This is a genomic window from Mucilaginibacter sp. P1_D10 (assembly GCF_056406215.1).
On sequence record NZ_JBFUAP010000025.1, the window covers coordinates 15,302 to 40,157 of the forward strand.

Here is a 24,856-nt window from a genome sequence, read left to right on the forward strand (position 1 = left end):
AACGCTTTTTGCGTTTGTGGGTAGCCATTTTATGTCTCTTACGTTTTTTACCGCTTGGCATGATAATAATTTTTAAGTGTGATTTATTTTTTTAATTCTTTTATAAATTCGTCGATACGCTGTGCCTCTACAGGGTCGCCTATCAATTCCTTGCATTTTTCATAAGCCGCAATAGCTTCTTTCTTTTGGCCCAGCTGTTTATAGCTTTCTGCCAGGTAAAAGTAGGGCTCAAGCTCTTCTTTTATGGCAATCATGGTTTTAAACCTTGCTACGGCCTTATCGTACTGCCCGCTCTTCATGGCAAACATGCCTAAGTTGAGCAACGCCGAGTGGTTCTTAGGGTCCTGCTTTACTACCTCGAGCAGTAAACCAATACCCTTCATTGGTGCGCCGCCGCCGTTTACGTAGGCAACGCCCAGGCCGGTTTTGGCTTCCAGATCGCTTGGCTTAAGCTTGGTGGCATTGGTGAACGCCGTTGCAGCTTTTGCGCTTAAAGCAATCTGTGCCTGTGCATCCTGCGATGCACGGGTAGCTTCGTTAAAGCGGTTGCCGGCGTTTACCCAATCATCAAACGCGTTTGTGCGCTGGGCAATGTCCTGGTAATAAAACGCCGCCGGTGCAGGTTGCCTTGCGGCATCCCAAAGGGCAGCAATTTCTAGCTGTAAGTTTGCTTTGTCTGCATCAGATGCTGTTTTCAGCTTTTCTTCCAGCGTGCTTATCTGCTGCGCCTGTTGTGCGCTTAAGGCGGGCCGGGCAATCTCCTCAACCGAAGCTAGTGTTACTTCGGTAGGAGGCTCTGCCGCACCGGCTGCAGCAGCCGGTTTGCTGCCCGCATCCTGGGTTTTTACCAAACCCTTAACGGGTTGCAGATACAAATAGCCCATAGTAAATACTACTATTGCGCATACGGCTATCTGCTTTTTATTCATTGCTTATTATTTGCTTGCTTTAGCAGTGGTTTTGTTGCCGGTGCGTACTTTCTCTACGAAAGTTTTTGCTGGCTTAAAGCTTGGCACGAAGTGCTCGGGGATAATAATGGCAGTGTTTTTTGAGATGTTGCGGGCGGTTTTCTTAGCCCTCTTTTTTACTACGAAACTTCCGAAGCCTCTAACGTAAACATTTTCGCCGCCTACCATCGAGCTTTTCACTACTTTGAAAAATGCTTCAACGGTTTCCTGCACATCAACCTTCTCGATACCTGTTTTAGAAGAGATTTCAGCTATAATTTCTGCCTTGGTCATATCCTGTTTTCTTTATTTAAAATGTATAAATACTTAACTGTTTTGGGGTTGCAAAAGTATCGCTTTAAATTTAAAGATTAAAATAATTGGTGCATTTTTTTTACAAGTGCCCAAAATGGGCGTTTTCGGGCTTAAATTATGATACTGAGATGGATAAAGTATCTTTGCAAAAGATGGATTTATCTACCCAATTGATTAGCTGGTACCAGCAAAACAAGCGCGATTTGCCATGGCGCAACACCACCGATGCCTACCTCATATGGCTATCTGAAATTATACTGCAGCAAACCCGCGTAGAGCAGGGAATGCCTTATTACTACCGCTTTGCAGAGAAATATCCAACCGTCATGCACTTCGCGGCCGCACCCGAAGACGACATTTTGAAGCTTTGGCAGGGCCTGGGTTATTACTCGCGGGGGCGCAATATGCTCAAGACGGCGCAACTGGTGCAGCAGCATTATAATGGCGTGTTCCCTATCGCCTATAACGAGCTGATTAAACTGAAGGGCATAGGCGAATATACCGCTGCGGCTATATCCTCTTTTTCGGCAAACGAGGCATGGGCAGTGGTAGATGGCAATGTTTATCGCGTGCTGGCGCGTTTTTTTGGTGTTGATGAGCCTATTAATTCGCCTAAAGGGAAGAAGCTTTTCCAGGCCTTGGCCGATGAAGCCCTGGACAGGCAGCGCCCTGCCCTACACAACCAGGCCATGATGGAGTTTGGGGCCATGCTGTGCAAGCCACGCAATCCGGCCTGCGGCATTTGCCCGGTGCGGTTGGGATGCGTAGCCTTTAAAAACAATGCTACCACTTATTTGCCGGTAAAATTGAAGACGGTTAAAGTGCGTAAACGGTTTTTTAACTATCTGTTAATTACCGATGGCCAAAACCTGCTGATGAACAAACGCGGGGAAGGCGATATATGGGCCAATATGTATGACCTGCCGCTTATAGAAACCGAGGAATTAATGGAGCCCGAACAGCTGCTGCAGATGCCCGAAGCAGTCGATTTTTTTGGCGCGGATGTTGCTGTCCGACAAAGTACTGCTGTTATAAAGCATGTGCTTACGCACCAGCAATTGTTTATCCGTTTTATCGTTTTAGATGGTGTACCCCTTAAGTTGAAAGAAACCTGGTTTTATACAACTGTTCTTAATATGGAAAATTTAGCTATGCCGAAGACTATTTTTATATTTATAAAAGATTTTTTTAATTTGTAAATAATTTTCCGTTATTTTATGGCATGTCTGGAATTAATAAAGTAATACTTGTAGGTCATTTAGGTAAGGACCCGGAGGTAAGGCATTTGGAGGGTGGCGTGGCCGTAGCGAGCTTTCCCTTAGCTACTTCTGAAACGTTTAACAAGGATGGCCGCAAAGTAGAGCAAACAGAGTGGCATAATATAGTAATGTGGCGGGGGCTGGCAGATGTAGCCGCCAAGTTCTTACAAAAAGGCAAGCTGGTTTACATAGAAGGCAAATTGCGCACCCGTTCTTTCGAAGATAAGGAAGGCATCAAAAAATACACCACCGAAGTGGTTGCCGAAAACTTTACCATGCTCGGCCGCAAAACCGATTTTGAGAATAATGACCATGGGCCCCGCAACGGCATAAAGCATAATGGTGATACCAACGAAAGCGTCGACATAAGCGATGCAGACGGACTCTCCTTTTAACCCCAATAAATTTAAACAACGAAGCCCTGCCGAGATAATCAGCAGGGCTTTTTTGATTGTTTAAACTCCCCCTTCAGGGGGCCGGGGGGCTATCTCGCTCCCGGCGGGCAGTACTGGCGTAAATAGTTGGTATACATGGTGCGCAGGTGTGTGGTGGTGCCTGCCCCCTCTGATATACCATGGGTACGGTTAGGGTACAGCATTAGTTGGAACTGTTTGTTGTATTTCACCAGTTCGTTTATCAGCTGCTCGGCATTGGTGTAATGCACGTTATCGTCGCCCGTGCCGTGTACATAAAGCAGGTTGCCCTTTAGGTTTTTAGCATAGGTAATGGGCGAGCCTTTGGTGAAAGCTTCGCGGCCTGCGGCATCTACAGGTACGCCGGTGTAGCGCTCCTGATAAATATTATCGTAGGTAAGCTGGTTGCCAACGGCTGCCACCGCGATGCCGGTTTTGAATATATCGCCGTATTGGAACATGAGGTTAAGGGTTGATGATCCGCCGCCGCTCCAGCCCCATACCGCTACGCGGCTGCTATCCAGGTAGCTGCGGTCTTTAAGCAATTGCTTGGTGCCCATGGCCAAATCGCGGATGTTTACGGTGCCGATGCCTTTGTAAATGGATTTGCGCCAGTCGCGGCCCTTAGGCACGGGTGTGCCACGGTTATCTATCGACATGTAGATGTAGCCATCTTTGGCCATATCGCCGGTGTACATAAAGTTGTAGGTAACGCCGAATTCATCTTTCACGTTCTGGCCCCATGGCTCGCCGTAAACGTATAGCACTACAGGATATTTCTTGCTCGGGTCGAAGTTATCGGGTTTTTGCATCCAACCGTCCATCGTAACGCCATCTTCGGTTTTCACCTGGAAGAACTCCACGTTCGATTTCGTTTTCGCATCGGCAGATGCGGTAAGCGCTTTCAGTACTTTTTCATCGCCGCTGAAGGTTTTGTGCGTAGGAAGGGCTACCACCTCGTTTACGCCTTCGGTATAATAGTTGGAGAAGGCATGGGTTGCCGCCTTCCCGTTTGGCGATACGTCGTATTCGTGCCAGCCGGCTTCGGTAAGCGGGCTAAGGCGTTCTGCTTTACCGCTGCCATCGAGCTTGGTGCGGTACAGGTATTTCTGCGTAGCGTTATCCGGCGAAGCCGAAAAATACACATAGCCCGATAGCTCGTCGATGGCATTTATCTGCATTACATCGTAATTGCCTTTGGTAATGAGTTTCTCCTTTTTGCCATCGCGGCTTATGCGGTACAGGTGGCGCCAGCCATCTTTCTCGCTGGCCCATAAAAACTCTTTGCCTTTGTTGAACCAGTCCCAGCCGCCGTAATAGTAATGCTCTTCCCACTCGGGCAAAATATCTATCCATGCGGTATCGGTTTCCTGGTAAATGGTGCTACCCTTGCCGGTGGCAACGTTCAGCATCATTACTTCGGTATGGTTTTGGGCTCGATTCATGTGTTCGACAATCAACTCGCTGCTGTTGGCGGCCCATTCCATACGCGGAACGTACGATTGCAGCACCGCGTCGGTTGGGATATCCATCCATTTGGTGGTGCCACCGGCTGCGCTGATAACGCCTATTTTAAACGGCGATGGCGGTTCGCCGGCAATGGGGTACTCTACCGGTTTTACGAAGGGGTATATCGAATCGGTAGTGTTCAGCATCAGATAATTTTTGGTTTTGCTGGCATCAATCTGCCAGTAGGCGATCTGCTTGCTATCGGGGCTCCAGCGGAAACCATCGCGGCAGAAAAACTCCTCCTCGTACACCCAATCGAACGTGCCGTTGATGAGTTTATCGGTACCATCGGTAGTGAGTTGCTTGATGTTGTTACCGGCCAAAGTCTCCACATAAATATTATGCCCGCTTACGTAGCCAACCTTGCTGCCATCGGGTGAAAGCTTGCCGAACATGAGCGACGACACCGGCAATTTGCCGCCGAGCTGGGTCAGCTTTTTGGCGGTTAGGTCGTACACCCAATAATCGCCACGGGTAGGATAGCGCCACACCTTTTTTGCGTTAGTGTATATCAGCACCTTTTGCCCATCGGCCGATAGGTAGAAATTGCGGGGCGCTATGGGCTTTCCTCCGGCCGGCGTAAGCATCTCCTTGCTCAGCAGCACGGTTTTTTTGGCAGCATCGCGGGCATCAAGCACAACGATTTCGCCGCTTTGTACTTTGTAATATTGGTAGCCATCGTTTGCCCAATGGGTTGACGGTATTTGCGCAAATGCAGCCCTCTGGGCCAGCATCATCAGTAAAAACATGACGAGGGCCAGGCCCCGGCGGTAAATTTTCATATCGAAATGAGGTTAAACGTTTGCGGGCATTATTTGTTAATAAACCATTGCCCCGGTAAATTTTGCGTTAAATTAGCATTTTAAAGCCTTGAATTAAATATCCGCCCGATGAAAAAAATATACCTGCTTGTTTTTGCGCTTTTTGCATTATCCACGGCCCATGCCCAAAACATCGACCGCAGCAAATTCATCAAAGACAGCCTCGTGAGTTACATTAACCGCGCTATTACCAATTGGCGCATACCCGGTGCAGCAGTGTGCATTGTTAAGGACGGCAAGATAGTGCTGATGAAAGGCTTCGGCGTAAAAGAGCTGGGCCTGATGAACAAGGTAGACGAGAATACCCTGTTTATGATAGGCAGTAACACCAAAGCCTTTACCGCTACCGCACTCGCCATGCTGCAGGCCGATAAAAAACTATCGCTGGATGATAGGGTGACCAAATACATCCCCGAGTTTAAGCTGGATAATAAAGCCGCCGGCGAACTGGCCATTATAAAAGACCTGCTTTGCCACCGCCTGGGTTTCCGCACCTTCCAGGGCGATTTTACTTTTTACAACACCAACCTGGCCCGGCACGACGTGATAGACAAGCTGGGGGTAATGAAAGCCACCTACCCTTTCCGCACCACCTGGGGCTACACCAATGCGGCATTTTTAACCGCCGGCGAAATTATCCCGAGGGTGATAGGTCGGCCATGGGAAGCATACGTGAAGGATAATATTTTTGCGCCGCTGGGCATGGGCAATACTTTGGCCCTCAGCGCCGATATGCCCAAAGCCATCAACCGCACCGTGCCGCATACGTTTGTAGATAACCGCCTTACGGCTATCCCCTACGCCGCTATCGACGGGTTGGCTCCTGCGGGTTCCATCAGTTCATCTGTAAACGATATGAGCAAGTGGGTACTGGCCCTGCTGAACGATGGTAAGGTGGGCGCGCGGCAGGTGATACCCGCCGCCGCCATACAGGCTACCCGCCAGCCGCAGGATATAGTAGGCAGCGTAAAGCACCTTAACGGCGAAACCAATTTTGAGCTATACGGACTGGGCTGGCAGATTGAGGATTATAGCGGCCACCGCATTTATATGCATACGGGCGGCGTTAACGGCTACCTTACTTCGGTAACGCTGGTGCCGCAGGATAAGCTGGGCATCATCGTACTTACCAATACCGACCAGAACGAGTTTTACGAAGCTCTGAAGTGGGAGGTGATGGATGCTTATTTTAAGCAGCGTTTCCGCAATTACAGCGAGGTGTACCTGGCCCAGTTTAAAGCCAACGCCACCCGCCAGCTACAGGCCGACCGCAAGCTGCGCGACAGCGTGGCCCTGATGCCGAAACCCAAACTATCCCTAAGCGAGTACATTGGCAAGTACACCAACGAGTTTTACGGCAATATGGAAATTACCGCCGGAGAGAACGGTATATTGGAAATGCGCTTTGAGCATCACCAAAAAATGTATGCCAAGCTACAGGCCCTGGGCGGCAACCGTTTCTACGTAACCTTTAGCGACCCAACCCTCGGCAAAGCCGTGTTCCCCTTTTTTACGATCAATAACAAGGTAACCGGCGTACGCGTAAAAGTGGCCGATTTTATTGAGTACAACCCTTACGATTTTAAGAAGGTGGATTAGAAAGATTTCGGAATTCGGATGTTCGAATTCGGATTTATAAAGCATACTTTCACCACGTCATGCTGATTTTTTTTAGCACCCCACACGGCAGGTCAACGGCATGCAAAGCGGGTTAGCATGGTGGCCACTTTTATGATGGGGTGCTGAAAAAATTTCGGCATCGACGGAGACAAGAGTTTACCCCAATATCTCCCGGATATCCTCCGCCGTGAGCGATTTGATGAAACTTTCCTCGGTGGTGATGAGCGATCGGGCCACACTTAGCTTGCGTTGCTGCAGTGCCAATATCTTCTCTTCCACAGTGTCTTTGGTAATGAATTTGTAAATGAATACGTTTTTGGTTTGGCCAATGCGATGCGTACGGTCTATGGCCTGCTGCTCAACGGCAGGGTTCCACCATGGGTCGAGGATGAAGACGTAATCGGCTTCGGTAAGATTAAGGCCTACGCCGCCGGCTTTTATCGATATCAGGAACACCCTGGTTTTTACATCCTCCTGAAACTGCTTCACCACATCGCCACGGTTCTGGGTGCTGCCATCCAGGTACACATACGGAATGTTTTGCTGCTCCATGTGCTCGCGGTAGATGTTGAGCTGTTTTACGAATTGTGAAAAGATAAGCACCTTATGCCCGCCATCCAACACGTTGGCCAGCGTATGCACCACGTTCTCGAACTTGCCCGAATCTCCCTCGTAATCCTTATCTATCATCAGCGGGTGGTTGGCTATCTGGCGCAGTTTTATCAAGCCTTGTAAAACCTGCATCTGCGTTTTGGCGTAGGTGCCGTCTTCAATGCTGCGCAGCAATTCGTTGCGGTATTCAGATTTTACCTTGTCGTAAACTTCGGCCTGCTCCTCGCTCATCTGGCAGTAGAAAAGGTTCTCGGTTTTCGGCGGCAACTCGGTAGCTACCTGCTCCTTGGTACGGCGCAATACGAATGGTTTGATGATGGCCTGCAGCTTGCGCGCCTTTTCCTCGTCCTTCTTTTTCTCTATCGGCGTTACGAATTCATTCTGGAAATAGATCTGCGCGCCCAGTAACCCGGGGTTGATGAAGCTCATCTGCGTCCACAAATCGTTAACGGAATTTTCAACCGGCGTACCGCTCAAAATCAATTTGAAGCGCGATTTCAATTGCCGCACCGCCTGGAACGATTTGGATGACGGGTTCTTGATGTTCTGGCTTTCGTCTAATATCACGTAATCGAAATAATAGGCCTTAAACATCTCTATGTCTATCCGGCTGATGCCATAGGTGGTAATCACCACATCGTAATTGGCAAACACCTCGGCCGATTTATAGCGGAACGCACCGGTGTGCACCATCAGCCGCAACTGTGGGGCAAATTTCTTCGCCTCGTTAAGCCAGTTGTATATCAACGAGGTTGGCATAATAACCAGCGAGGTGGCTTTGCTGCCTCCGGCCTCAATATCCTCTTTATGCTTTTGCAGCAATGCCAGCGTTTGGATGGTTTTGCCCAAACCCATATCATCGGCCAGGCAACCGCCAAAGTGATACTCCTTTAAAAAGTGGAACCAGTTGTAGCCAGCCTTTTGGTAAGGGCGCAGGCTGCCTGCAAAGTTTAGCGGCATGGGCACATCGGCGGTCTCCTCGTAATTGCTTAGCTTTTGCAATTTACGGCCCATAGCGGTTTCGGCCATTTCGCCTTCCAAATCGCTTACCAGGCCCAGGTGGTGGCGGCGCAGTTTCAGTTGGTCGCCGCCTTCAGAAAAATGCAGCAGGTTGCCGTATTGCGAAAACCATTGCTCGGGTATTACGGCAATCTCACCAGAGGGCAGTATGAATTCTTTTTTATGGTTGAGGATGTGGTTCTTCAGCTGGATAAACGGTATTCGGTAAGGGCCGAAGATTACCACCGCGTTGATATCGAACCAATCGTTATTCTCTTTTACTTCAAGGTCGATCTTGGTGGTGCCGAAAACGTAGCGTTTCTGGCCTTCGGGCTGCTCCAGCTCAAAGCCTTTTTCAATCAGTTCATCGTGATGTTGGTTCAGCCACTCAAAAACCGGGAAAGCCCTGTCGGTATCGTCGTCGGCATGCGCCACCTCCAGATTCTGGAACAGCGACGAGGTGATGGTTAAACCCATGGCCTCCAGTTGCGCCAATTTGCCTTTTTCCCAGGTAACAGAACGCTTGATGCGGTGGAAGAGGTAATCGTCGCCGTTGCGCTCCATCCGTACCGAAATATGCCGCCCATCGCCATACGGGAAAATATAGCCGGCGTATTTAAAGTAGAGCTGCAGTTGCGAGGTGCCGCCCTCTACGTATATGGGCTTCAGGAAGGCCGCCGCATCATACTTCTCGGTATTGATGGTAAAGCCCTCGGCATATACGTTATGCTTTTCTATCAGCGGGGCAACAAATTTTTCGAAGTACGATTGCTCGGAAGATTTGGGTATGGATATGAACCGTTTGTTTAAAAAAGGCTGCAATTTCTTGCCCTCTATCTCCTTATCGAAGTAATACAAGGTATCATCCAGCAGCATCCAGGCGGGGTGGTTGCAAATAACCTCGGCATCCCTAAACATAAATTCGATGCGCATCCCCTGGTATTTAATGGTTGGGAAGTAGCGGATCTCCTCCTCGTTCCGCCTGAAATGGAACAGCACCGAAGCCGCCTCCGCCGCAATATGCACCTTGCGCCCGGCGGGATAGCCCTCCTTGCTCATTAGGTATAGCTGCTTATTGGTACCGCCTATCAGGCCCAGGGCCTCTACTATCTTCTTTTCTATTTTGGGGCGGATAACCTCGAAAAGCTGGTCGTTGAATATTTTGGCGAAATATTCGAAAGGGCGGATGGGTTTTTTATAGAACCTCTTGATAACGTTCCCCTGTTCCATATCCTCCAGTATCTTGATGAGCTTGCGGTCGGTATCATCAATGCAATGGCTGAATTCAACAGCAGTATTGCTGAACAGGCGCTGATGGGTAAGGGAAAATTCACCGTTGGGGTTAAGCTGCACAATGTGCGGCTCTATCACGTACGACAGGTAATCGTGCCGGGCAATGGCATAAATAATTTGGCACGGTTTGCTGCTGTCTACGCGTAACATTAATTTGATAGGTAAAAAATTAATGAAAGCTACATCAACAAAAAATTCAAACGTAAACTAAAAAACCGAAAAGGAAAAATTTTCTAAGGAGATTTTATTAACACGACATTAAAATCGCGTCATTGCCAGGCACGAAGCAATCTCTACGTTGGACGGGCCACTTTGCAGGTCGCTCTGCTAATCGGGAGATTGCTTCGTTCCTCGCAATGACGATGTGGTTAGTTGGGTCGACAGCTATACCTCTATCTCGCCCTCAAACACCAGCTCCGCCGGTCCTTCTAAAAATATATTACTGAATTTTTCGCCGTTGTTATCAAAGCGGATATTGAGTTTGCCGCCCAGTACTTTTATGGGCGTGCTGATAGTGCCGAATTGCCCGTTATGCTTAGCCATGGCCAGCGCAACCGCCGTAACGCCGGTACCACAGGCGTAGGTTTCATTCTCCACGCCACGCTCAAAGGTGCGCACGAAATACCCTTCGCCATCTTTTTCTACAAAGTTTACGTTGATGCCATCGGCTTTGTATGTAGCGTTATTTCGGATGGCGTAGCCTTCGTTATAAACATCTTTTATGGCCAGGTCGGCAGCCTGTTTTACGTAATGCGGCGAACCCGTATTAAGTACGTACGCTTCGCCATCTTTGCTGATACTGGACACATCTATCATCTGCAGGCTCACCCAATTTCCTTCTTCTGAAATTTTGGCATAGTGCGGGCCGTCCGTTGCCAGAAAATTTGTCACATCGTGTATAATGCCCAGATGCTTTGCAAAAGCCACTATGCAGCGGCCGCCGTTGCCGCACATGCTGCCCTCGTTGCCGTCGGCATTATAATATACCATCTTAAAGTCGTGGCCGGGCAGGTTCTCCAGCAACATAAGGCCGTCGCCACCGATACCGAAACGACGGTCGCATAGCTTCGCGACCACCGCTTTACTTAACTGATTTACAACCCCTTCCCGGTTGTCTATCAATACAAAATCGTTACCCGCTCCCTGGTATTTATAAAACTGTATATTCACGTCGTAATCGAATTAAAGTGCTATCAGCCGGGTAATGCTAACCTAAACCAACAACTATCGGGTATTGTTATTTTTTATTTAACAATTTTTAACAAAATTGCACATAACTTACCATTGTTTATATCGTCTATATGGTATTAAATTTGATTTGCGGTTTTTATACCGATAAACATAAAAGAGAAATAGGATAAAAATATGAAAAAATATCTTTTAACATTAGTAACCGCCTTTGCCGGCGGTGCCTTAGCTTTAGGCGTTTACAAATACGCAGAGAACAAATACGACCAGGGCGTTAGTTTTGAGGACAAACAAAAAGTTTATTTCGCCAGCAATAAGCCCAATGCCCCCGCGGTATCATCGGCCGGCTCGGTTGACTTTACGCAGGCTGCTGCAGACGTTACGCCTGCCGTAGTTTACATACGCACCACCTACTCGGCAAAAAGCGGCGGTAGCCAGGACCAATTCGAGCAGATGTTCGGCCAGATGTTTGGCCAACGCATGCGCCCGCAGGGACCCCAGATGGCATCAGGCTCGGGCGTTATCATTTCGCCCGATGGCTATATCGTTACCAATAACCACGTGGTAGCTAAAGCCGATAAAATCACCATCACTACCAACGACCACCGCCAGTTTGATGCTAAGGTAATTGGTACAGACCCTAACACCGACCTTGCCCTCATCAAAATAAACGCCACCAACCTGCCCATTGTAAAACTGGGCAACTCGGATGCCGTGCGTGTAGGCGAATGGGTACTGGCTGTAGGCAATCCTTTTAAATTAACGTCTACCGTTACTGCAGGTATTGTAAGCGCAAAGGGCCGCAGCATCAACATCATCGGTAAAGATGATGATGACGACCAGGATTCGAACCCGTTCGGTCCGGTTAACCAGCAGTCGCCCACTTTGCGTAAAGGCATCGAATCGTTCATCCAGACTGATGCGGCCATTAACCCCGGTAACAGCGGTGGTGCATTGGTAAATACTGCCGGCGAGCTTATCGGCATCAATGCAGCTATTGCATCGCACACCGGTTCTTACGAAGGTTATGGCTTTGCTATCCCTGTGAATTTGGCTAAGAAAGTTTTGAACGACATTAAAAAATATGGCTCGGTTAAACGTGGTTACATCGGCATCAGTTTTGCAGATTTGAGCGACCCAGAAGCCGCACAAGGCTTAAAAACCGACAAAACCAACGGCCTCTACGTAAACTCATTAGTTGAAGGCGGTGGTGCAGAAGCCGCCGGTATAAAACCAGGCGACATCATTATCAAAGTTGAAGGCAACGTTGTTTACGAATCATCTGACCTACAGGAGCGCGTTGCACGTTTGCAGCCCGGCGATAAAATCAACATCACCGTATTGCGCAACGGTACCGAGAAAAGCTTCGACGTAACCCTTAAGGCAGAAGCGGTGACAAACAAAATGGCCAGCAATTCTAAAACAGCTTCAGAACTGTTCAACAAGTTGGGCGCAAGCTTCCAGCCATTAACCCAGGCTCAGAAGAATAAATTCCACGTAAACCAGGGCGTAATGGTAACGCAGGTACGCGCAGGTGGCATCTTCGACGATACCGAAATCCCTGTGGGCTCGGTTATTACTTCTATCAACAAACAGCCTATCAACAGCGTGGGCGATATGGACGACGTAATCACCAACCTTAAAAATGGAAGGCTGATCATCACCGGCTACTACCCTAACGGCGGTAGCTTCAGCAACGTTTTCGAAATACAATAATTAGAATAAGTGATTTAATAGGAAAACCCGGTCAAAAGCCGGGTTTTTTGTTTTATACCAAAGGCCGAAACTTCAAAACAAATCGGCCTATATTTACCGCATGAAGAAATTATTGTTGTTCGTATGTCTATTATCGGTAGCGGGCGTTACCGGTAAAACCAATCACCGTAACGATACCATCCCCGAGTTTATGCAAGGGAAATTCAAAGATGATTACGGCATTAAGTACGAGATAAACGACACGCTGTGGTTCCAATTGCCCAAAAGCAAGTTCCGCATCATTAAATGGAACCTGAAAGAGCAATACCTGGTTGCCCGCAACGGCGATGGCAACCCCGGCGATGGCGGCCTGTACACCCGTATAGATTTTATGGAATTCAAAAACATGTCGCCATGGAAATGGGGTTATTGCCTTACCGCCTATGATGCACCAACCGATATTGCTGCCGAAGCCATGGCCAAAGCCGACCGCAAGCATCCCAAAACCGGCTGCAATGGCTTCCCTTTTTCGAGAATGAAAATAAACGAGTGATTTTTTTACCACAAAGGGCGCAAAGATTTTCGCAAAGGACACAAGGCCCGGTCATTCCAGGCAAAGGCGTGATGATTTGCGATATTGACGCGTTTATAATACAAAGGGCACAAAGTAAAAATACTTTGTGCCCTTTGTGCTATTTCCTTAGTGTTCTTTGTGGTTAAATCACCACCGCCTACTGAAAACTTAATTCCCAGCTCTTTTCTGCAATTCTGCAACGGGCATAATCAATATGCGGCCAACCTGGGTTTTACCCTTGTAGGTAACCACCTTTAGCTGCGTGGCATCAATAGGCACGGGCAGCGTACTGGTGTATTTGGGGTAAAACCTATCGGGCGATGAATTATCGAAACTGTAATAAATATCCAGCCCCGGTACTTCCGGCGTGAGGGATACGCTCAGGCTTTTATCTGCATTGCGTATGGCCTTAAAGGTTGGGTCGTAAACGCTTGGTGAATACTTCGTTTCGCTCAGGTTGAAACGCTCGAACTGCCGCTCTACCTTCGGGAAGAAAGTAAGGAAGTTTTTCTTGCCCTTTGGCGACCATACCGATTCTGACACTGCCAAAGCCCTCGGCCATATCATATATTCCACCTGGCGAAAGTTGTACACCTGCTCCGTCCACAGGTTGGCTTGCCCGCCTTTTATCAGTTTGGCATCAACACTATCCGGTACCGGTTCAAACTCGTAAGTTTTGTTCAGGCGCAGGGTGGCGTACACCGGCGGCTCGGTAATACGGTCGCTTTGCATATAATCCAGGTACACATAGGTGGTAGGGCTCATCACCACTTCGTGGCCAAGTTTCGCAGCATCTATACCGCCTTGTATCCCGCGCCAGCTCATCAGAGCTGCATTGGGGCCAATGCCGCCCTCCAGTATCTCGTCCCAGCCCATAAAGCGCTTGCCTTTGCTTTCTACTATTTTTTCAAGGCGCTTTTCAAAATAGCTCTGCACCTCTTCCATCGTTTTGAGGCCTTCTTTCGCCATCAGTGCTTTTACATCGGGGCTTTGTTCCCAAAAATTCTTGGCGCATTCATCGCCGCCCAGGTGCATATAGGCAAAGGGGAACAGCTGTGCAATCTCGCCCACTACTTTATCCAAAAAGTCGTAAGTGTACTCGCTGGCGGGGTTCAGGGTATTATCTACCAACGCGGGGTGGCCCGGTTTAGACCAATCCATTATCTTCTCGCCAGATCGTACCATATATTTATCTGCTCCCGGCGTAGCCGACAGCTGCGGATAGGCAACTACAGCAGCAAGGCTATGGCCGGGCACATCCACCTCGGGCATAATATCTACAAACCTGTCTTTGGCGTATTTTACCAGTTCGCGTATATCATCTTGCGTGTAAAAGCCGCCATAAGTGCGGGGCTCATCGGGTTTTGGAGGGATAAAATCGCCGAAAGCACCCTCGCGTTTAACGTTAAATGCGCCCACGGTGGTTAAGCGGGGCAGGCTTTTTATCTCGATGCGCCAGCCTTCATCATCCGTAAGGTGCATGTGTAGCAGGTTGAATTTGTACTTCACCATATCATCGATAAAATGCTTCACTTCCTGTTTGGTAAAAAAATGAGGTGATACATCGAACATCAGGCCCCTCCACTCAAAACGCGGGTAATCGTATATATCTACCACGGGTACTGTCCAGGCAACGTTTTTGGCAACCTCCAGGCCCTCGATTTCCTTAGGCAGCAATTGCATCAACGTTTGCACGCCATAATACAAACCCGCCGGCTTGTTGGCGCGTATGGTTATGCCATTAGCTTTTACCGAAAGGGCATAACCCTCTTTGCCCAAAACGGTATCAGCTTTTTTATTGATCACCAGCTTAATGGCTGCATTGGTGCCCAAGGCTTTTACAACCACGGTTTTACCCGCAGCGGTGGATAGCTTGTTCTTCAACAAATCCAATATGGGATTAATTTCCGGCGAGGCCGTGGCTTGCACTACAACAATTTTGGGTAACGCAAATTGCCCTGCGTGCTTCGTAATTTTAACCGGTTCGGGGATAATGGCGATATCCGGCGAAGTTTGCTGCGCAAAACTTAAGGAGCCAATAAGGCAGGCGAATACCAATAACGAGATTTTTTTCATGTGAGATACTAATGGTTTACAAAAGGGGTAACAGCATGCAATTTATCACTTTTTAAATAATATTAATAAGTTTTTTATTCCCGTAGTTGTTAGTGTTTAAGTACTACATATTATTGCAAAATTAAATTCATGATTAGGCTTTTTTATTAACTTGCCTCCCATAAATCTAACGATTGCGCCTGCAATCCGAACAACCAATTTATTACGCTTAATTAATTACGCCATGTCGACAGACCGCAGAAAATTCCTTAAACACCTGGGCACCTCCGTGTTGCTTACTTCCGCTTCGCTTACCAGTTTTGCTGCGCGCGAGGAGCAGGAAATTCGCACCTTGCGCGCCCAAAAACGCGTTGGCCCCAACGATAAAATCCGTATTGCAACCATAGGTATGGGCATTATGGGGTTTAACGATACCAATGCCGCGCTAAGCGTGCCCGGCGTGGAACTGGTTGCGGCCYGCGATCTGTACAAGGGCAGGCTGGCGCGCGCCAAAGAGGTTTATGGTGCCGGATTATTTACCACAGAAGATTACCGCGACCTGATCATCGATCGTAAAGACATAGACGCGGTTATCATTGCCACCAGCGATAACTGGCACAGCCAGATCGCCATCGATTCGATGATTGCGGGCAAGGCGGTTTACAGTGAGAAACCCATGGTGCATCAGATAAGTCAGGGCCTTGCCGAGATAAAAACACAGCACGATACGAAGATGGTTTTCCAGGTGGGCAGCCAGCGGGTAAGCAGCATTGCGTATAAAAAAGCAAAAGAAATGTATGAGGCCGGAGCCATCGGCAAGATAAATTCCATTGAGGCATCCTTCAACCGGCAGGATGCCCTGGGCGCATGGCAGTACACCATCCCGCTGGATCAATCGGTGCAAAATGTAAATTGGGCGCGCTTCCAATCCAATGCTAAAGTTAAATACGATTACGACCCCAAGCGCTTTTTCCGCTGGAGGAATTACCGCGAATACGGCACAGGCGTGGCTGGCGACCTTTTTGTGCACCTGCTTAGTGGTATCCATTTCATCACCGGCTCTAAGGGGCCAGAAAAAATTTATTCCATCGGCGATCTCTCCTACTGGAAAGATGGACGCAACGTCCCCGATGTAATGAGCGCCGTTATCCACTACGGCGAAACCAAGGAGCACCCAGCTTTCCAGGTTACTTTACGCGTTAATTTTGCAAGCGGCGACGGCGGATCGAGCACCACAAAAATAACGGGGTCCGAAGGAGTGATTGACCTTGGCGGCGAGGGCGAAGGTTTCACCATCCGTAAAAACAAAATGACCCAGGCACCTGGCATAGGCGGATGGGATTCGTTATTCACCTATACCGAGGCGCAACAAAAAGCCTTAATGGACGATTACAATAAACGCTACACCGAGGCACAAAAAACACGGCAGAAATTCCCAGACGTTGTCTATCGTGCGCCCGATGGCTATAATGCCTCCAACGATCACTTTGCCAATTTTTTCGATTCTGTACGTAATGGTACTAAAGTTGTAGAAGATGCCGTGTTTGGTTTCAGGGCGGCTGCGCCGTGTTTGGCTTGCAACGATAGTTACTTCGAGAATAGGGTTATCCGTTGGGATGCAGAAAACATGAAGATAGTTTAACAGCCACTTTCCGTATCAACGAGGCTGTATCATAAAAACATTTTAGGCATTTTACTCAAAATTAAATTTGACTTTGTGTTCTTTGCGTTTCTCGCTTTGTGGACTTTGTGGTAAAATTTTAACCACAAAGAACGCTAAGATTGGCATATAGTTGAGCGCAAAGGGCACAAAGCCTATCTTGACCAAATTTAGTTTTGTTGTTTAACCCTTGGTTTTGTTTATGATACAGACTCGTTTTTTATTTCAGGATAGTTACCCAACCGGCCAAAACGCTGCGGAAGGTGTGCGTATCAACCATGTAGTAATACGTACCAGCAGGCAATGCGTTGCCCTGATAAGTGCCATCCCATGGTTTGCCATAACCAGTGCTTTGGTATAGCAGCTTTCCATTACGGTTAAATATCGATACGGTGCTGAAAGGGTAGTTTTTCAACACGGGTATCTGCCAGTAATCGTTTATGCCGTCTCCATTCGGCGTAAAAGTATTGGGAATAGTTACAGCGCAGTCACCATCGGACAATACACGAGCTATGAAGGGGTTCGATTTAGTAACAGGATTGATAACGCATTTGCCCCCACTGCTCATGAGGCAGGTAATTACATCGCCATCGGCCAGGTTGTTGGTGCTAAAAGTTGCGCTGTTGCCGCCCGCATTATTGCCGTTTACCTGCCATTGGTAACGCGGGCTGCCGGGACCAGGCTGCACATTTTGGGTTATAGCAGTAAAATCCAACCGGCTGCCCCGGCAAATCGGATCGGTATAGGAGGCAAATATGGTCGCCGCTGTAGTAACCGATGGAGCAGCCTTAATAGATACCGCTGCCGATGGGGCCGAAGTAATGGGCGCGCAACCATCGCTGTTGGTAACCGTGCAGGTTATCTTATCGCCGGTGGCAAGTTCTGCGCTGGTAAACTCCGCGCCCTCCCTATATTTCTCTACGCCATTTACATACCATGTATATACCGGGTTAAGGCCCCCGTTTTGTGCCACAGCAGTATAAGTAACCGGGAATCTTTCGCAGGTATCTATAAATCCTGGACTTACGACAACCGTTGGCGTGGGCAGTTTTTTGGCGGTGATGGTGAAAGTAATGCTGGCATCGTCATAAGGGCTCAGGTTATCATGCGCAGTAAGCACCAGGTTTACCGTTTGTCCATCGCTCAATACGGTGCCTGCAGCGGGCGTTTGCGTAAACGTAAAAGTGCTGGCGCAGCTGCTTTTTGCAGTGGCCACTTTGGTATAATCTGCAACTATGGCCGGGCAAATATCCAGATAGGGGATGACTACCGGATTGTAAGTGCTGGTTATAGTAATCGGGCTGGTTATAGCAACCGGGATGTTCTTTTTGGTTTTGTTACTGTAGCTGGTATTATCAAAGTATCCCGCCACGCCGCTGCCTGCAATCGTGCTGACCATACCGGCAGGGGTAATTTTGCGGATACGGTGGTTGTCCTGATCGGCAATGTAGAGGTTGTCCTGCGGATCTAGACCGATGCCCTGCGGGTTGTTGAACGATGCTATGGTTGGGCCATCGCCATCTACCGCGCCAATGCGGCTTGCGCTGCCTGCAAATATCGAGAGCGTGCCATCGGGCGTTATTTTATAAATCTTAGGTTCGGTAGATCCGACGAACGCATTGCCCTTGCTATCCACAACCACACGGGTAAAATGCAACAGCGGATCGGTTTTGCGGTAGATGGTGGTTACTGCCGCCGCCGGGGTTATCCTGCGCAGGGTGTTGATATCGTTACTGTCAAAACTGCTTGCGTAAAGGTCGCCGTTGGCTGCAAAATACAGGCCACTGATACCGTTAAAATCGGCACCGGCGCCAGTGCCATCCGTAATTTGCTCTTTTCCGCTTCCTGCAAAAACCCCAGCGCTGCTGCCATCGGGCGTTATTTTATAGATGCGGGTTTTATCTGATACGTATATATAGCCAGCCTTATCAACAGCCACGGCGGTGCTGTACACCGGGTCGAAATCGTTGAAGGGCAGCAACTGGTCGTACGCAAAGGTGCTCACTGTACCATCCGGTGTCACTTTCCTGATCAGCGCATTGCCCACATCGCATACGTACACATTGCCCTGCGCATCGGTTGTAATGGTGAGCAGTTCGCGGCTAAAGCCTGCTATTTTCGATTTCCCGTCGGCTTTGCCGGGTTGCCCGCTGCCTGCAAACGTACCAACACGGCCATCGGTACCGATGCTCCTGATGCGGTAATTCCCCTTATCGGGTATATACATCTTCCCTGATGCCGCATCGAATACAATATTCGATGGATAATTAAATTGCGCACTAAGCGGGTCGAACGGATCGGGGCCAAAACTGGATGTGATCACGGCCGTTTGCAGCCCTACATCGGCGCAGGAGTACGCATTTTTATCCAATGTGGATATGCTTTTTTGCAGGTTGTATTCGGGCGTGATATCGGCAAGCTGGTCCGGTGTTATCGTCAATTTCCCGGTCTCATCCAGCGGAATCATAACCGGGTTGGCTTTAGGTTTGATATCCGGGTACACTACTACGGGCGGCACCTCGGTAATTACCAGCTTTTGCGATGCCTGCGGCGCGTCGTAGAAAAACGGGTCGCCTTTTTGGTCGGCATAAATATAGACGGTACCCGGGCCAAGGATATGCACCTTACCATCGGCAATAGATGCTATGCTGATGTCGCTGGTGCTTAAAGTATAAGGTAATGAGGGGTTGCTGCGTGTTACGTTTACCAGGAAATCGGGATCGGTTTCTTTTTTAGTGGGAATCGGGTCCAGCGTTATGGTTTGCTGCCGGCGCGTAAATTCATTCACCTGGATGCTTACAGAATATTGCCCCTGCCCTTCGGTATTATAACCTACAACGGTGTAAAGGGTAAGCGGCGAGGGCTTGGTAGGTGTACCGCTAATGGCGCCGGTAGTGGCATCGAAAGTTAGGCCCGGTGGCAACGCCGGGAATATCTGGAAGCCGGTGGTGCACACCTTCCGTATCAGGTTGTTGCCTGCATCGGCCACGTATAAAAATCCTGCATCGTCAATACAAATACCCGATGGTTTATTGAATAATGCCGATTGCCCTACGCCATCTACCGGCCCGGTTTTGCCTTCGTTGCCTGCAAGCCAGGTTACGAAGTTCTCGCGCACGCCATACCTGCGGATTAGGTGGTTGCCCTGATCGGAGAGGAAAACCGTGCCCGCTTTAGCGATGGCGATCCCGAATAAATATTGGAACACCGCTGTTTTTGCATCCCCATTAAATGCCCCATGCGAGGTGTTAACCCCAAGATAAGTGCTTACGACGGCCGAGGGACTAATTTTCCTGACCAATTCACCATCTACCACATAAAAATTCTCGTCGGGGCCAACGGTAATGCCTGTTATTGCGCCAAATTTTGCTTCTTCGCCAGGTCCGTTAAAATCGGCCAGAGGGCCCCTGCCCTGGCCTCTGCCTGCAAAACTGGTAAGATACTGCCCCGGCAGCTGCCGCACACGCAGGTTGTAGCTATCAGTAATAAACAGGGTACCGTATTTATCTATGGTGATGCCGGTAGGGAAATTGACGATATTGTTAGACATGCCCGCAACCCCGGGGGTACCGGCGTAAACGCTGACTACCCCCGCAGGCGTAATCTTACGGATGAGCTGGTTTTGCTGATCTACCACGAATAAATTCCCCGCCGCATCCAGCACCAACCCCGTGGGGTATGCAAATTTTGCCGCCGCGCCTGTTCCATCAGTATAGCCCTCTGCACTGCCGCCGGCCAACGTGATAACTGTGCCGTCGGGCGCTATCTTACGAATGGCGTTATTGCCGGCATCGGCCACGTATAAATTACCCGCGGCATCCAATTTAATATCCATGGGCGAATTAAAGCTCGCCAGCTTTCCCTTGCCGTTTACCAAACCGGCATTGCCCGAGCCTGCAAAGGTGGTTACCTGCCCATAAACGTTTGGCGGCACCGGCCCGCTGGTTGGCCTGAAGTTGGGTGCTAACGGCGTTATGGGCGTGCCCATATAATACTGCTGATCGGGCAGATCCCTAAACCGTGGCAATTGGCCAAAAGCATGCCCCGCCGCTAAAAAGGCAGCAACGCAACAGCTCATGTGTTTTATCCATCTCACCAGCCTGTTTTAAGCATTTTATGAATCGCCCCGCATTTATCTCAGTATCGTTATCGGGCCGCTAAGGGGTGGGCGGCCGGTCTTTAGGTTTATCATGTAATAGTAGGTGCCGGCTGCCAGCTTTTTGCCGTTAAAGGCCCCGTCCCACATTTTGGTGTAACCAATAGAGTGGTAAACCAATTTGCCGTAACGGTTAAAAATCGAAAAATCACAATCGGGGAAGCTGCTTAGCTCGGGTATTTCCCATAAATCGTTTACGCCATCGCCATTCGGCGTAAAGGCAGTAGGTATTTTTATGGCGCATTCAGCATCTGTTTTTACCCTTATGATGATAGGCGCCGATGATACCACCGGGTTGATGGCGCATTTGATGTTGCTGGTCATCTCACAAACAACCTCGTCGCGGTCAACCAGGTTGTTGGCGGTAAATACAGCACTATTGCTGCCCTTCGGCTCTCCGTTTACTTTCCACTGGTAATTTGGCACATTGCCCAAAACCTGGGCATCGTTGCCCGGGCTTGCCGTAAAGGTAACCGCCACGCCGGGGCATATGGCATCAGTAAGCGATGCCGAAACCGTTACCGAAGTAAGCACCGATGGGTCGGTAGAAACTGTGTAAGTCGCAGACGGGTCTGAGTCTACCGGTTCGCAATAATCATGGTTGGTTACTACGCAGGTTACTCTATCACCGGTTTTGAGGCTGCTTGATGTAAAATCTTTACCGCCGGTATAAGCGGTTGTACCATTTACCTGCCAGTTATAAGTGGCGTGCGTGCCTTCGCCCTGTGTTGTTGCAGTAAACGATATAGGGCCGCCATCGCAACGGGCGGCTGTGGTTGGTACAATAGCTATAGTTGGTTTAGGCAGTGCGATGGCGGTAACGGTAAAGGGCATTTCGGTTGTTTGGCCAAGGTTATCCTGCGCAATCAATTTTACCGCAACCGTCTGGCCTATGGCTAGTGGCGTGCCTGCTGCCGGCGTTTGGGTTATGGTTATTTTGTTGGCGCAGGTGCTTAGGGCTACGGCATTGGTACTGTAATCGGGCAGGTAGGCCGGGCACCTTAACGCAGCCGGAATCTCTACGTTATTCTGCACGCTGGTAAACGCCAATGCGCTTATTATGGTTACCGGTACCGTAACCTTGGCGGCATTACTCTTGTTGGTATTATCCTTCGGCCCGGGTTTGCCGCTGCCGGCAATAGTGGTTACTTTACCGGCCGGCGTAATTTTGCGTATGCGGTGATTGTCAGAATCGGCAATGTAAAGGTTATCTGATGGGTCGATACCGATGCCCTGGGGGTTATGAAACCTGGCTTTCTGTAAGTTGCCATCTGCGAATCCTTCCGAGGAGCCGCCGGCATAAATTGAAAATTGCCCATCCTGCGTAATTTTATAAATAACTGCGCCGGAGGAACCTACAAAGATATTGCCCTTGCTATCAACCACAAGGCGGGCAAAACCGGCAGCAGAGGGCACGATATAAATAGGTGTGACTACGCGATTTGGCGTTATTTTATAAACACCGTTGCCGTTATTATAAGCGTTGGTGCTTACGAACATGTTGCCGCTTTTATCGAAAGTGAGGCCCGTTATCCCGGCAAAACCGCTTGCAAATGGGGTAACGGTGCTGCCATCAAGCGATACCTTGAATATGTTTGTTTTATCGGCAATGAAAATATTGTTTGATGCATCAATGGCTATCGACTCGGGCGTGAACGTATTGCCGCCGTTTGCGGCCCTTAGCGCAGGCCCGGCAAAAGTGATGGTAAGGCCTTCGGGGGTTATGCGCCTTACGGCGTTGTTGAATACGTCGCACACGTAGGTGTTTCCCTGCGCATCGTTGGCCAAAGAGAGCAGATTGGCGCTAAAGCCAACGTTTGCCCCAATTCCCTCGCGGTATCCGTTTACGCCGCCGGCGAGGGTGGTAACGCGGGTATCGGTGCCGTACTTCCTTATCTTGGTAAAGGCCTGGTCTGATACATACAGCGCCCCCGACGAAGCATCGTAAGAGATAGCGCTTGGTTCATCAAACTCGGCGTTCAGTGGGTCGGCAGGGTCGGGGCCGTAGCCTGCGCCAATGGTTATCATTTGCTGGCCCAAATCCTCGCAGGTAAACTCGGCGGTTGGCCTTATGGTAATGGTTAATGGCGGTGTTTGGGGGCCGGGCGTAATTTTGGCCAGCTGCTCTGCCGTTACGATGTAGTTGCCAAACTGATCTAAAGCAAAGGTAAAGGGCCCGGGCTGGGCTTCAACGGTTGGCTTGGCAAAATCGGGTTCGGGGGCAACTTTTATCTCCTGCGGAACCGGCGGGGCCGCATCATAGTCGGTATTGCCGGCTTGCATGGCAGTAATGATAGCTGTGCCGGGGCCGGTTAAATGTATTTTGCCATTGGCAATGGTGGCTACCGCAAAATCGCTGCTGGTATAGGTAATGGGTATGGTTGGGTTGGTGCTGGTAGCGCCGGGGATGATATCCTGGTCGCCCACGGTAGCATCGGCCAGCGGGCCAAAAGTAATCACCTGTGGTTTCAACTGCGCCTCGCGCACCTCCAGCGTGAACGTGTAGGCGCCTTTGCCCGAAGTATTATAGGCCAAAACCGAATAGTTGGACGTCTGTATCTTCGACAACGGGGTGCCGCTTATCTCACCGGTAGCACTATTGAAGGTGAGGCCAGGCGGCAAAGCGGGCGAAATGGTATAGCCGGTTGTGGTTATTTTTCGTATTACGTTATTGCGTTCGTCGGCAACGTATAAGTTGCCCAGGTTATCTATTTCAATGCCTGCCGGGCCGTTGAGGGGGCCGCTGGCAATATTTTCTACGATATTGTCTGTACCCAGCCGCCTGATAATGCCGCTGCCATAATCGGCTACGAATATCGTCCCCGCAGCATCACGTACGATACCCGAAGGCAGGCTGAACCTTGCGCTGAGGAAAAGGCCATCGAAAGTGCCACTGAAGAAACTACCCGCTACGGTGTTTACGTTATTGTCATCGTCCAGCCCGCGGATATGCGAATCGTCGCCAATATAAAAAAGGCCATTACTGCCAAAATGTATAGCAATCGGCGCGTTCAGCTTTGCTGCTGGCCCCTGCCCGTCTACCCAGCCGGCCGTACTGCCTGCTATCTCAGCCGCCGTGCCATCCAGCCCAAGGTGGCGTATGCGGTTGTTTCCGTAATCGGCAACAAAAAGCCCGCCTGTTTTATCAACCGCAAGGCCGGTTGGCTGGTTGAATCGCGCAAACGAGCCTTGCGAATTTACCAGGCCCGACGCGCCGGGTAAACCGGCCAAGGTGCTAACCGTACCCGTCGGGGTAATCATCCTGATGGTGTGGTTGTTCCGGTCGGCAACAAACACGTTGCCCAACTTATCAATAGTTATACCGGTTGGCGCGTTAAATGTGGCAATAAGATAGGCCCCATCCGCAGAACCTACGGCCCCCGTGCCCGCAAAGGTAGATACGTCGCCCGCAGGGGTTATCTTCCGTATCTTGTTGTTGCCTACATCGGCCACATACAAATTGCTCGCAGCATCAAATTTAAGGCCGAAGGGGGCTCTAAAACTGGCTTGCAGTCCATTTGCATCGGTAGCGCCGGGCGAACCGCTGCCGGCAAAGGTAGTTATCTGCCCAAAAATGGTTGCAGGCACCGCGCCGCCCAACTGGGTTGGTATCAGCGGGGTTATGGGCGTGCCCACTTTAAAGGAGTTTACGTCGGGGTAGCTTATTTTGGGTGCCTGCCCATAGCTCTTACTTACGGCCATAAGGGCCATTATGCAGATAGCGATATGGGATATCCGTT

General features: G+C 49.6%; 14 protein-coding genes. 6 read left to right on the forward strand and 8 right to left on the reverse strand.

Annotated features, from left to right (window positions below):
- Positions 1-83 precede the first annotated feature (83 nt).
- Both AC1DYT_RS25550 and AC1DYT_RS25555 read right to left on the reverse strand, forming a co-directional pair.
- Positions 84-929: a tetratricopeptide repeat protein gene (locus AC1DYT_RS25550; protein WP_477472320.1), complete on the reverse strand. Its 846-nt coding sequence runs from the start codon at positions 927-929 to the stop codon at positions 84-86.
- Between the two features lie 6 nt (positions 930-935).
- Positions 936-1,241, reverse strand: coding sequence for an HU family DNA-binding protein (locus AC1DYT_RS25555; RefSeq protein WP_133226759.1), 306 nt, complete (start codon positions 1,239-1,241; stop codon positions 936-938).
- Between the two features lie 149 nt (positions 1,242-1,390).
- On the opposite strand from AC1DYT_RS25555, the gene mutY reads away from it, so the two are divergent.
- Positions 1,391-2,461 (forward strand): A/G-specific adenine glycosylase, encoded by a 1,071-nt coding sequence (mutY, locus tag AC1DYT_RS25560; protein ID WP_477472321.1) that lies wholly within the window; start codon positions 1,391-1,393, stop codon positions 2,459-2,461.
- A 23-nt stretch (positions 2,462-2,484) separates the two neighbouring features.
- Entirely contained in the window at positions 2,485-2,916 is a 432-nt protein-coding gene (locus AC1DYT_RS25565) for a single-stranded DNA-binding protein (protein WP_477472322.1), read from the forward strand.
- Positions 2,917-3,005: 89 nt separating this feature from the next.
- On the opposite strand, the gene AC1DYT_RS25570 is transcribed toward AC1DYT_RS25565, so the two are convergent.
- The gene (locus AC1DYT_RS25570; RefSeq protein WP_477472323.1) at positions 3,006-5,225 is read right to left on the reverse strand and encodes a S9 family peptidase; all 2,220 of its coding nucleotides are present in this window, start codon (positions 5,223-5,225) and stop codon (positions 3,006-3,008) included.
- Between the two features lie 108 nt (positions 5,226-5,333).
- Between AC1DYT_RS25570 and AC1DYT_RS25575 the strand changes: the two genes are divergently transcribed.
- Positions 5,334-6,863, forward strand: coding sequence for a serine hydrolase (locus tag AC1DYT_RS25575; RefSeq protein WP_477472324.1), 1,530 nt, complete (start codon positions 5,334-5,336; stop codon positions 6,861-6,863).
- A 177-nt stretch (positions 6,864-7,040) separates the two neighbouring features.
- Here AC1DYT_RS25575 and AC1DYT_RS25580 read toward each other — a convergent pair whose 3' ends face one another.
- Both AC1DYT_RS25580 and dapF read right to left on the reverse strand, forming a co-directional pair.
- Positions 7,041-9,938: a DEAD/DEAH box helicase gene (locus tag AC1DYT_RS25580; RefSeq protein ID WP_477472325.1), complete on the reverse strand. Its 2,898-nt coding sequence runs from the start codon at positions 9,936-9,938 to the stop codon at positions 7,041-7,043.
- A gap of 234 nt (positions 9,939-10,172) precedes the next feature.
- Positions 10,173-10,958, reverse strand: a complete 786-nt coding sequence (gene dapF, locus AC1DYT_RS25585) for a diaminopimelate epimerase (RefSeq protein WP_477472326.1) — start codon at positions 10,956-10,958, stop codon at positions 10,173-10,175.
- 195 nt (positions 10,959-11,153) lie between these two features.
- Here dapF and AC1DYT_RS25590 point away from each other — a divergent pair, with 195 nt between their 5' ends.
- Positions 11,154-12,692, forward strand: a complete 1,539-nt coding sequence (locus tag AC1DYT_RS25590) for a Do family serine endopeptidase (RefSeq protein ID WP_477472327.1) — start codon at positions 11,154-11,156, stop codon at positions 12,690-12,692.
- A 100-nt stretch (positions 12,693-12,792) separates the two neighbouring features.
- Positions 12,793-13,224, forward strand: coding sequence for a hypothetical protein (locus tag AC1DYT_RS25595; protein ID WP_477472328.1), 432 nt, complete (start codon positions 12,793-12,795; stop codon positions 13,222-13,224).
- 189 nt (positions 13,225-13,413) lie between these two features.
- Here AC1DYT_RS25595 and AC1DYT_RS25600 read toward each other — a convergent pair whose 3' ends face one another.
- On the reverse strand, positions 13,414-15,321 hold the full coding sequence (locus AC1DYT_RS25600) for a beta-N-acetylhexosaminidase (protein WP_477472329.1): 1,908 nt from the start codon (positions 15,319-15,321) through the stop codon (positions 13,414-13,416).
- A gap of 223 nt (positions 15,322-15,544) precedes the next feature.
- On the opposite strand from AC1DYT_RS25600, the gene AC1DYT_RS25605 reads away from it, so the two are divergent.
- Positions 15,545-16,942, forward strand: a complete 1,398-nt coding sequence (locus AC1DYT_RS25605) for a Gfo/Idh/MocA family oxidoreductase (protein WP_477472330.1) — start codon at positions 15,545-15,547, stop codon at positions 16,940-16,942.
- A gap of 238 nt (positions 16,943-17,180) precedes the next feature.
- Here the strand turns inward: AC1DYT_RS25605 and AC1DYT_RS25610 are convergent, their stop codons facing one another.
- On the reverse strand, positions 17,181-21,056 hold the full coding sequence (locus AC1DYT_RS25610; protein ID WP_477472331.1) for a T9SS type B sorting domain-containing protein: 3,876 nt from the start codon (positions 21,054-21,056) through the stop codon (positions 17,181-17,183).
- A 36-nt stretch (positions 21,057-21,092) separates the two neighbouring features.
- Positions 21,093-24,827: a T9SS type B sorting domain-containing protein gene (locus AC1DYT_RS25615; RefSeq protein ID WP_477472332.1), complete on the reverse strand. Its 3,735-nt coding sequence runs from the start codon at positions 24,825-24,827 to the stop codon at positions 21,093-21,095.
- Positions 24,828-24,856: the final 29 nt, after the last annotated feature.

What these genes read in the sequence shown, in the direction of transcription:
- AC1DYT_RS25550 (WP_477472320.1), bottom strand. Translation starts at nt 929, where the DNA reads ATGAATAAAAAGCAGATAGCCGTATGCGCAATAGTAGTATTTACTATG.
- AC1DYT_RS25555 (WP_133226759.1), bottom strand. Translation starts at nt 1,241, where the DNA reads ATGACCAAGGCAGAAATTATAGCTGAAATCTCTTCTAAAACAGGTATC.
- mutY (WP_477472321.1), top strand. Translation starts at nt 1,391, where the DNA reads ATGGATAAAGTATCTTTGCAAAAGATGGATTTATCTACCCAATTGATT.
- AC1DYT_RS25565 (WP_477472322.1), top strand. Translation starts at nt 2,485, where the DNA reads ATGTCTGGAATTAATAAAGTAATACTTGTAGGTCATTTAGGTAAGGAC.
- AC1DYT_RS25570 (WP_477472323.1), bottom strand. Translation starts at nt 5,225, where the DNA reads ATGAAAATTTACCGCCGGGGCCTGGCCCTCGTCATGTTTTTACTGATG.
- AC1DYT_RS25575 (WP_477472324.1), top strand. Translation starts at nt 5,334, where the DNA reads ATGAAAAAAATATACCTGCTTGTTTTTGCGCTTTTTGCATTATCCACG.
- AC1DYT_RS25580 (WP_477472325.1), bottom strand. Translation starts at nt 9,938, where the DNA reads ATGTTACGCGTAGACAGCAGCAAACCGTGCCAAATTATTTATGCCATT.
- AC1DYT_RS25590 (WP_477472327.1), top strand. Translation starts at nt 11,154, where the DNA reads ATGAAAAAATATCTTTTAACATTAGTAACCGCCTTTGCCGGCGGTGCC.
- AC1DYT_RS25595 (WP_477472328.1), top strand. Translation starts at nt 12,793, where the DNA reads ATGAAGAAATTATTGTTGTTCGTATGTCTATTATCGGTAGCGGGCGTT.
- AC1DYT_RS25600 (WP_477472329.1), bottom strand. Translation starts at nt 15,321, where the DNA reads ATGAAAAAAATCTCGTTATTGGTATTCGCCTGCCTTATTGGCTCCTTA.
- AC1DYT_RS25615 (WP_477472332.1), bottom strand. Translation starts at nt 24,827, where the DNA reads ATGGCCCTTATGGCCGTAAGTAAGAGCTATGGGCAGGCACCCAAAATA.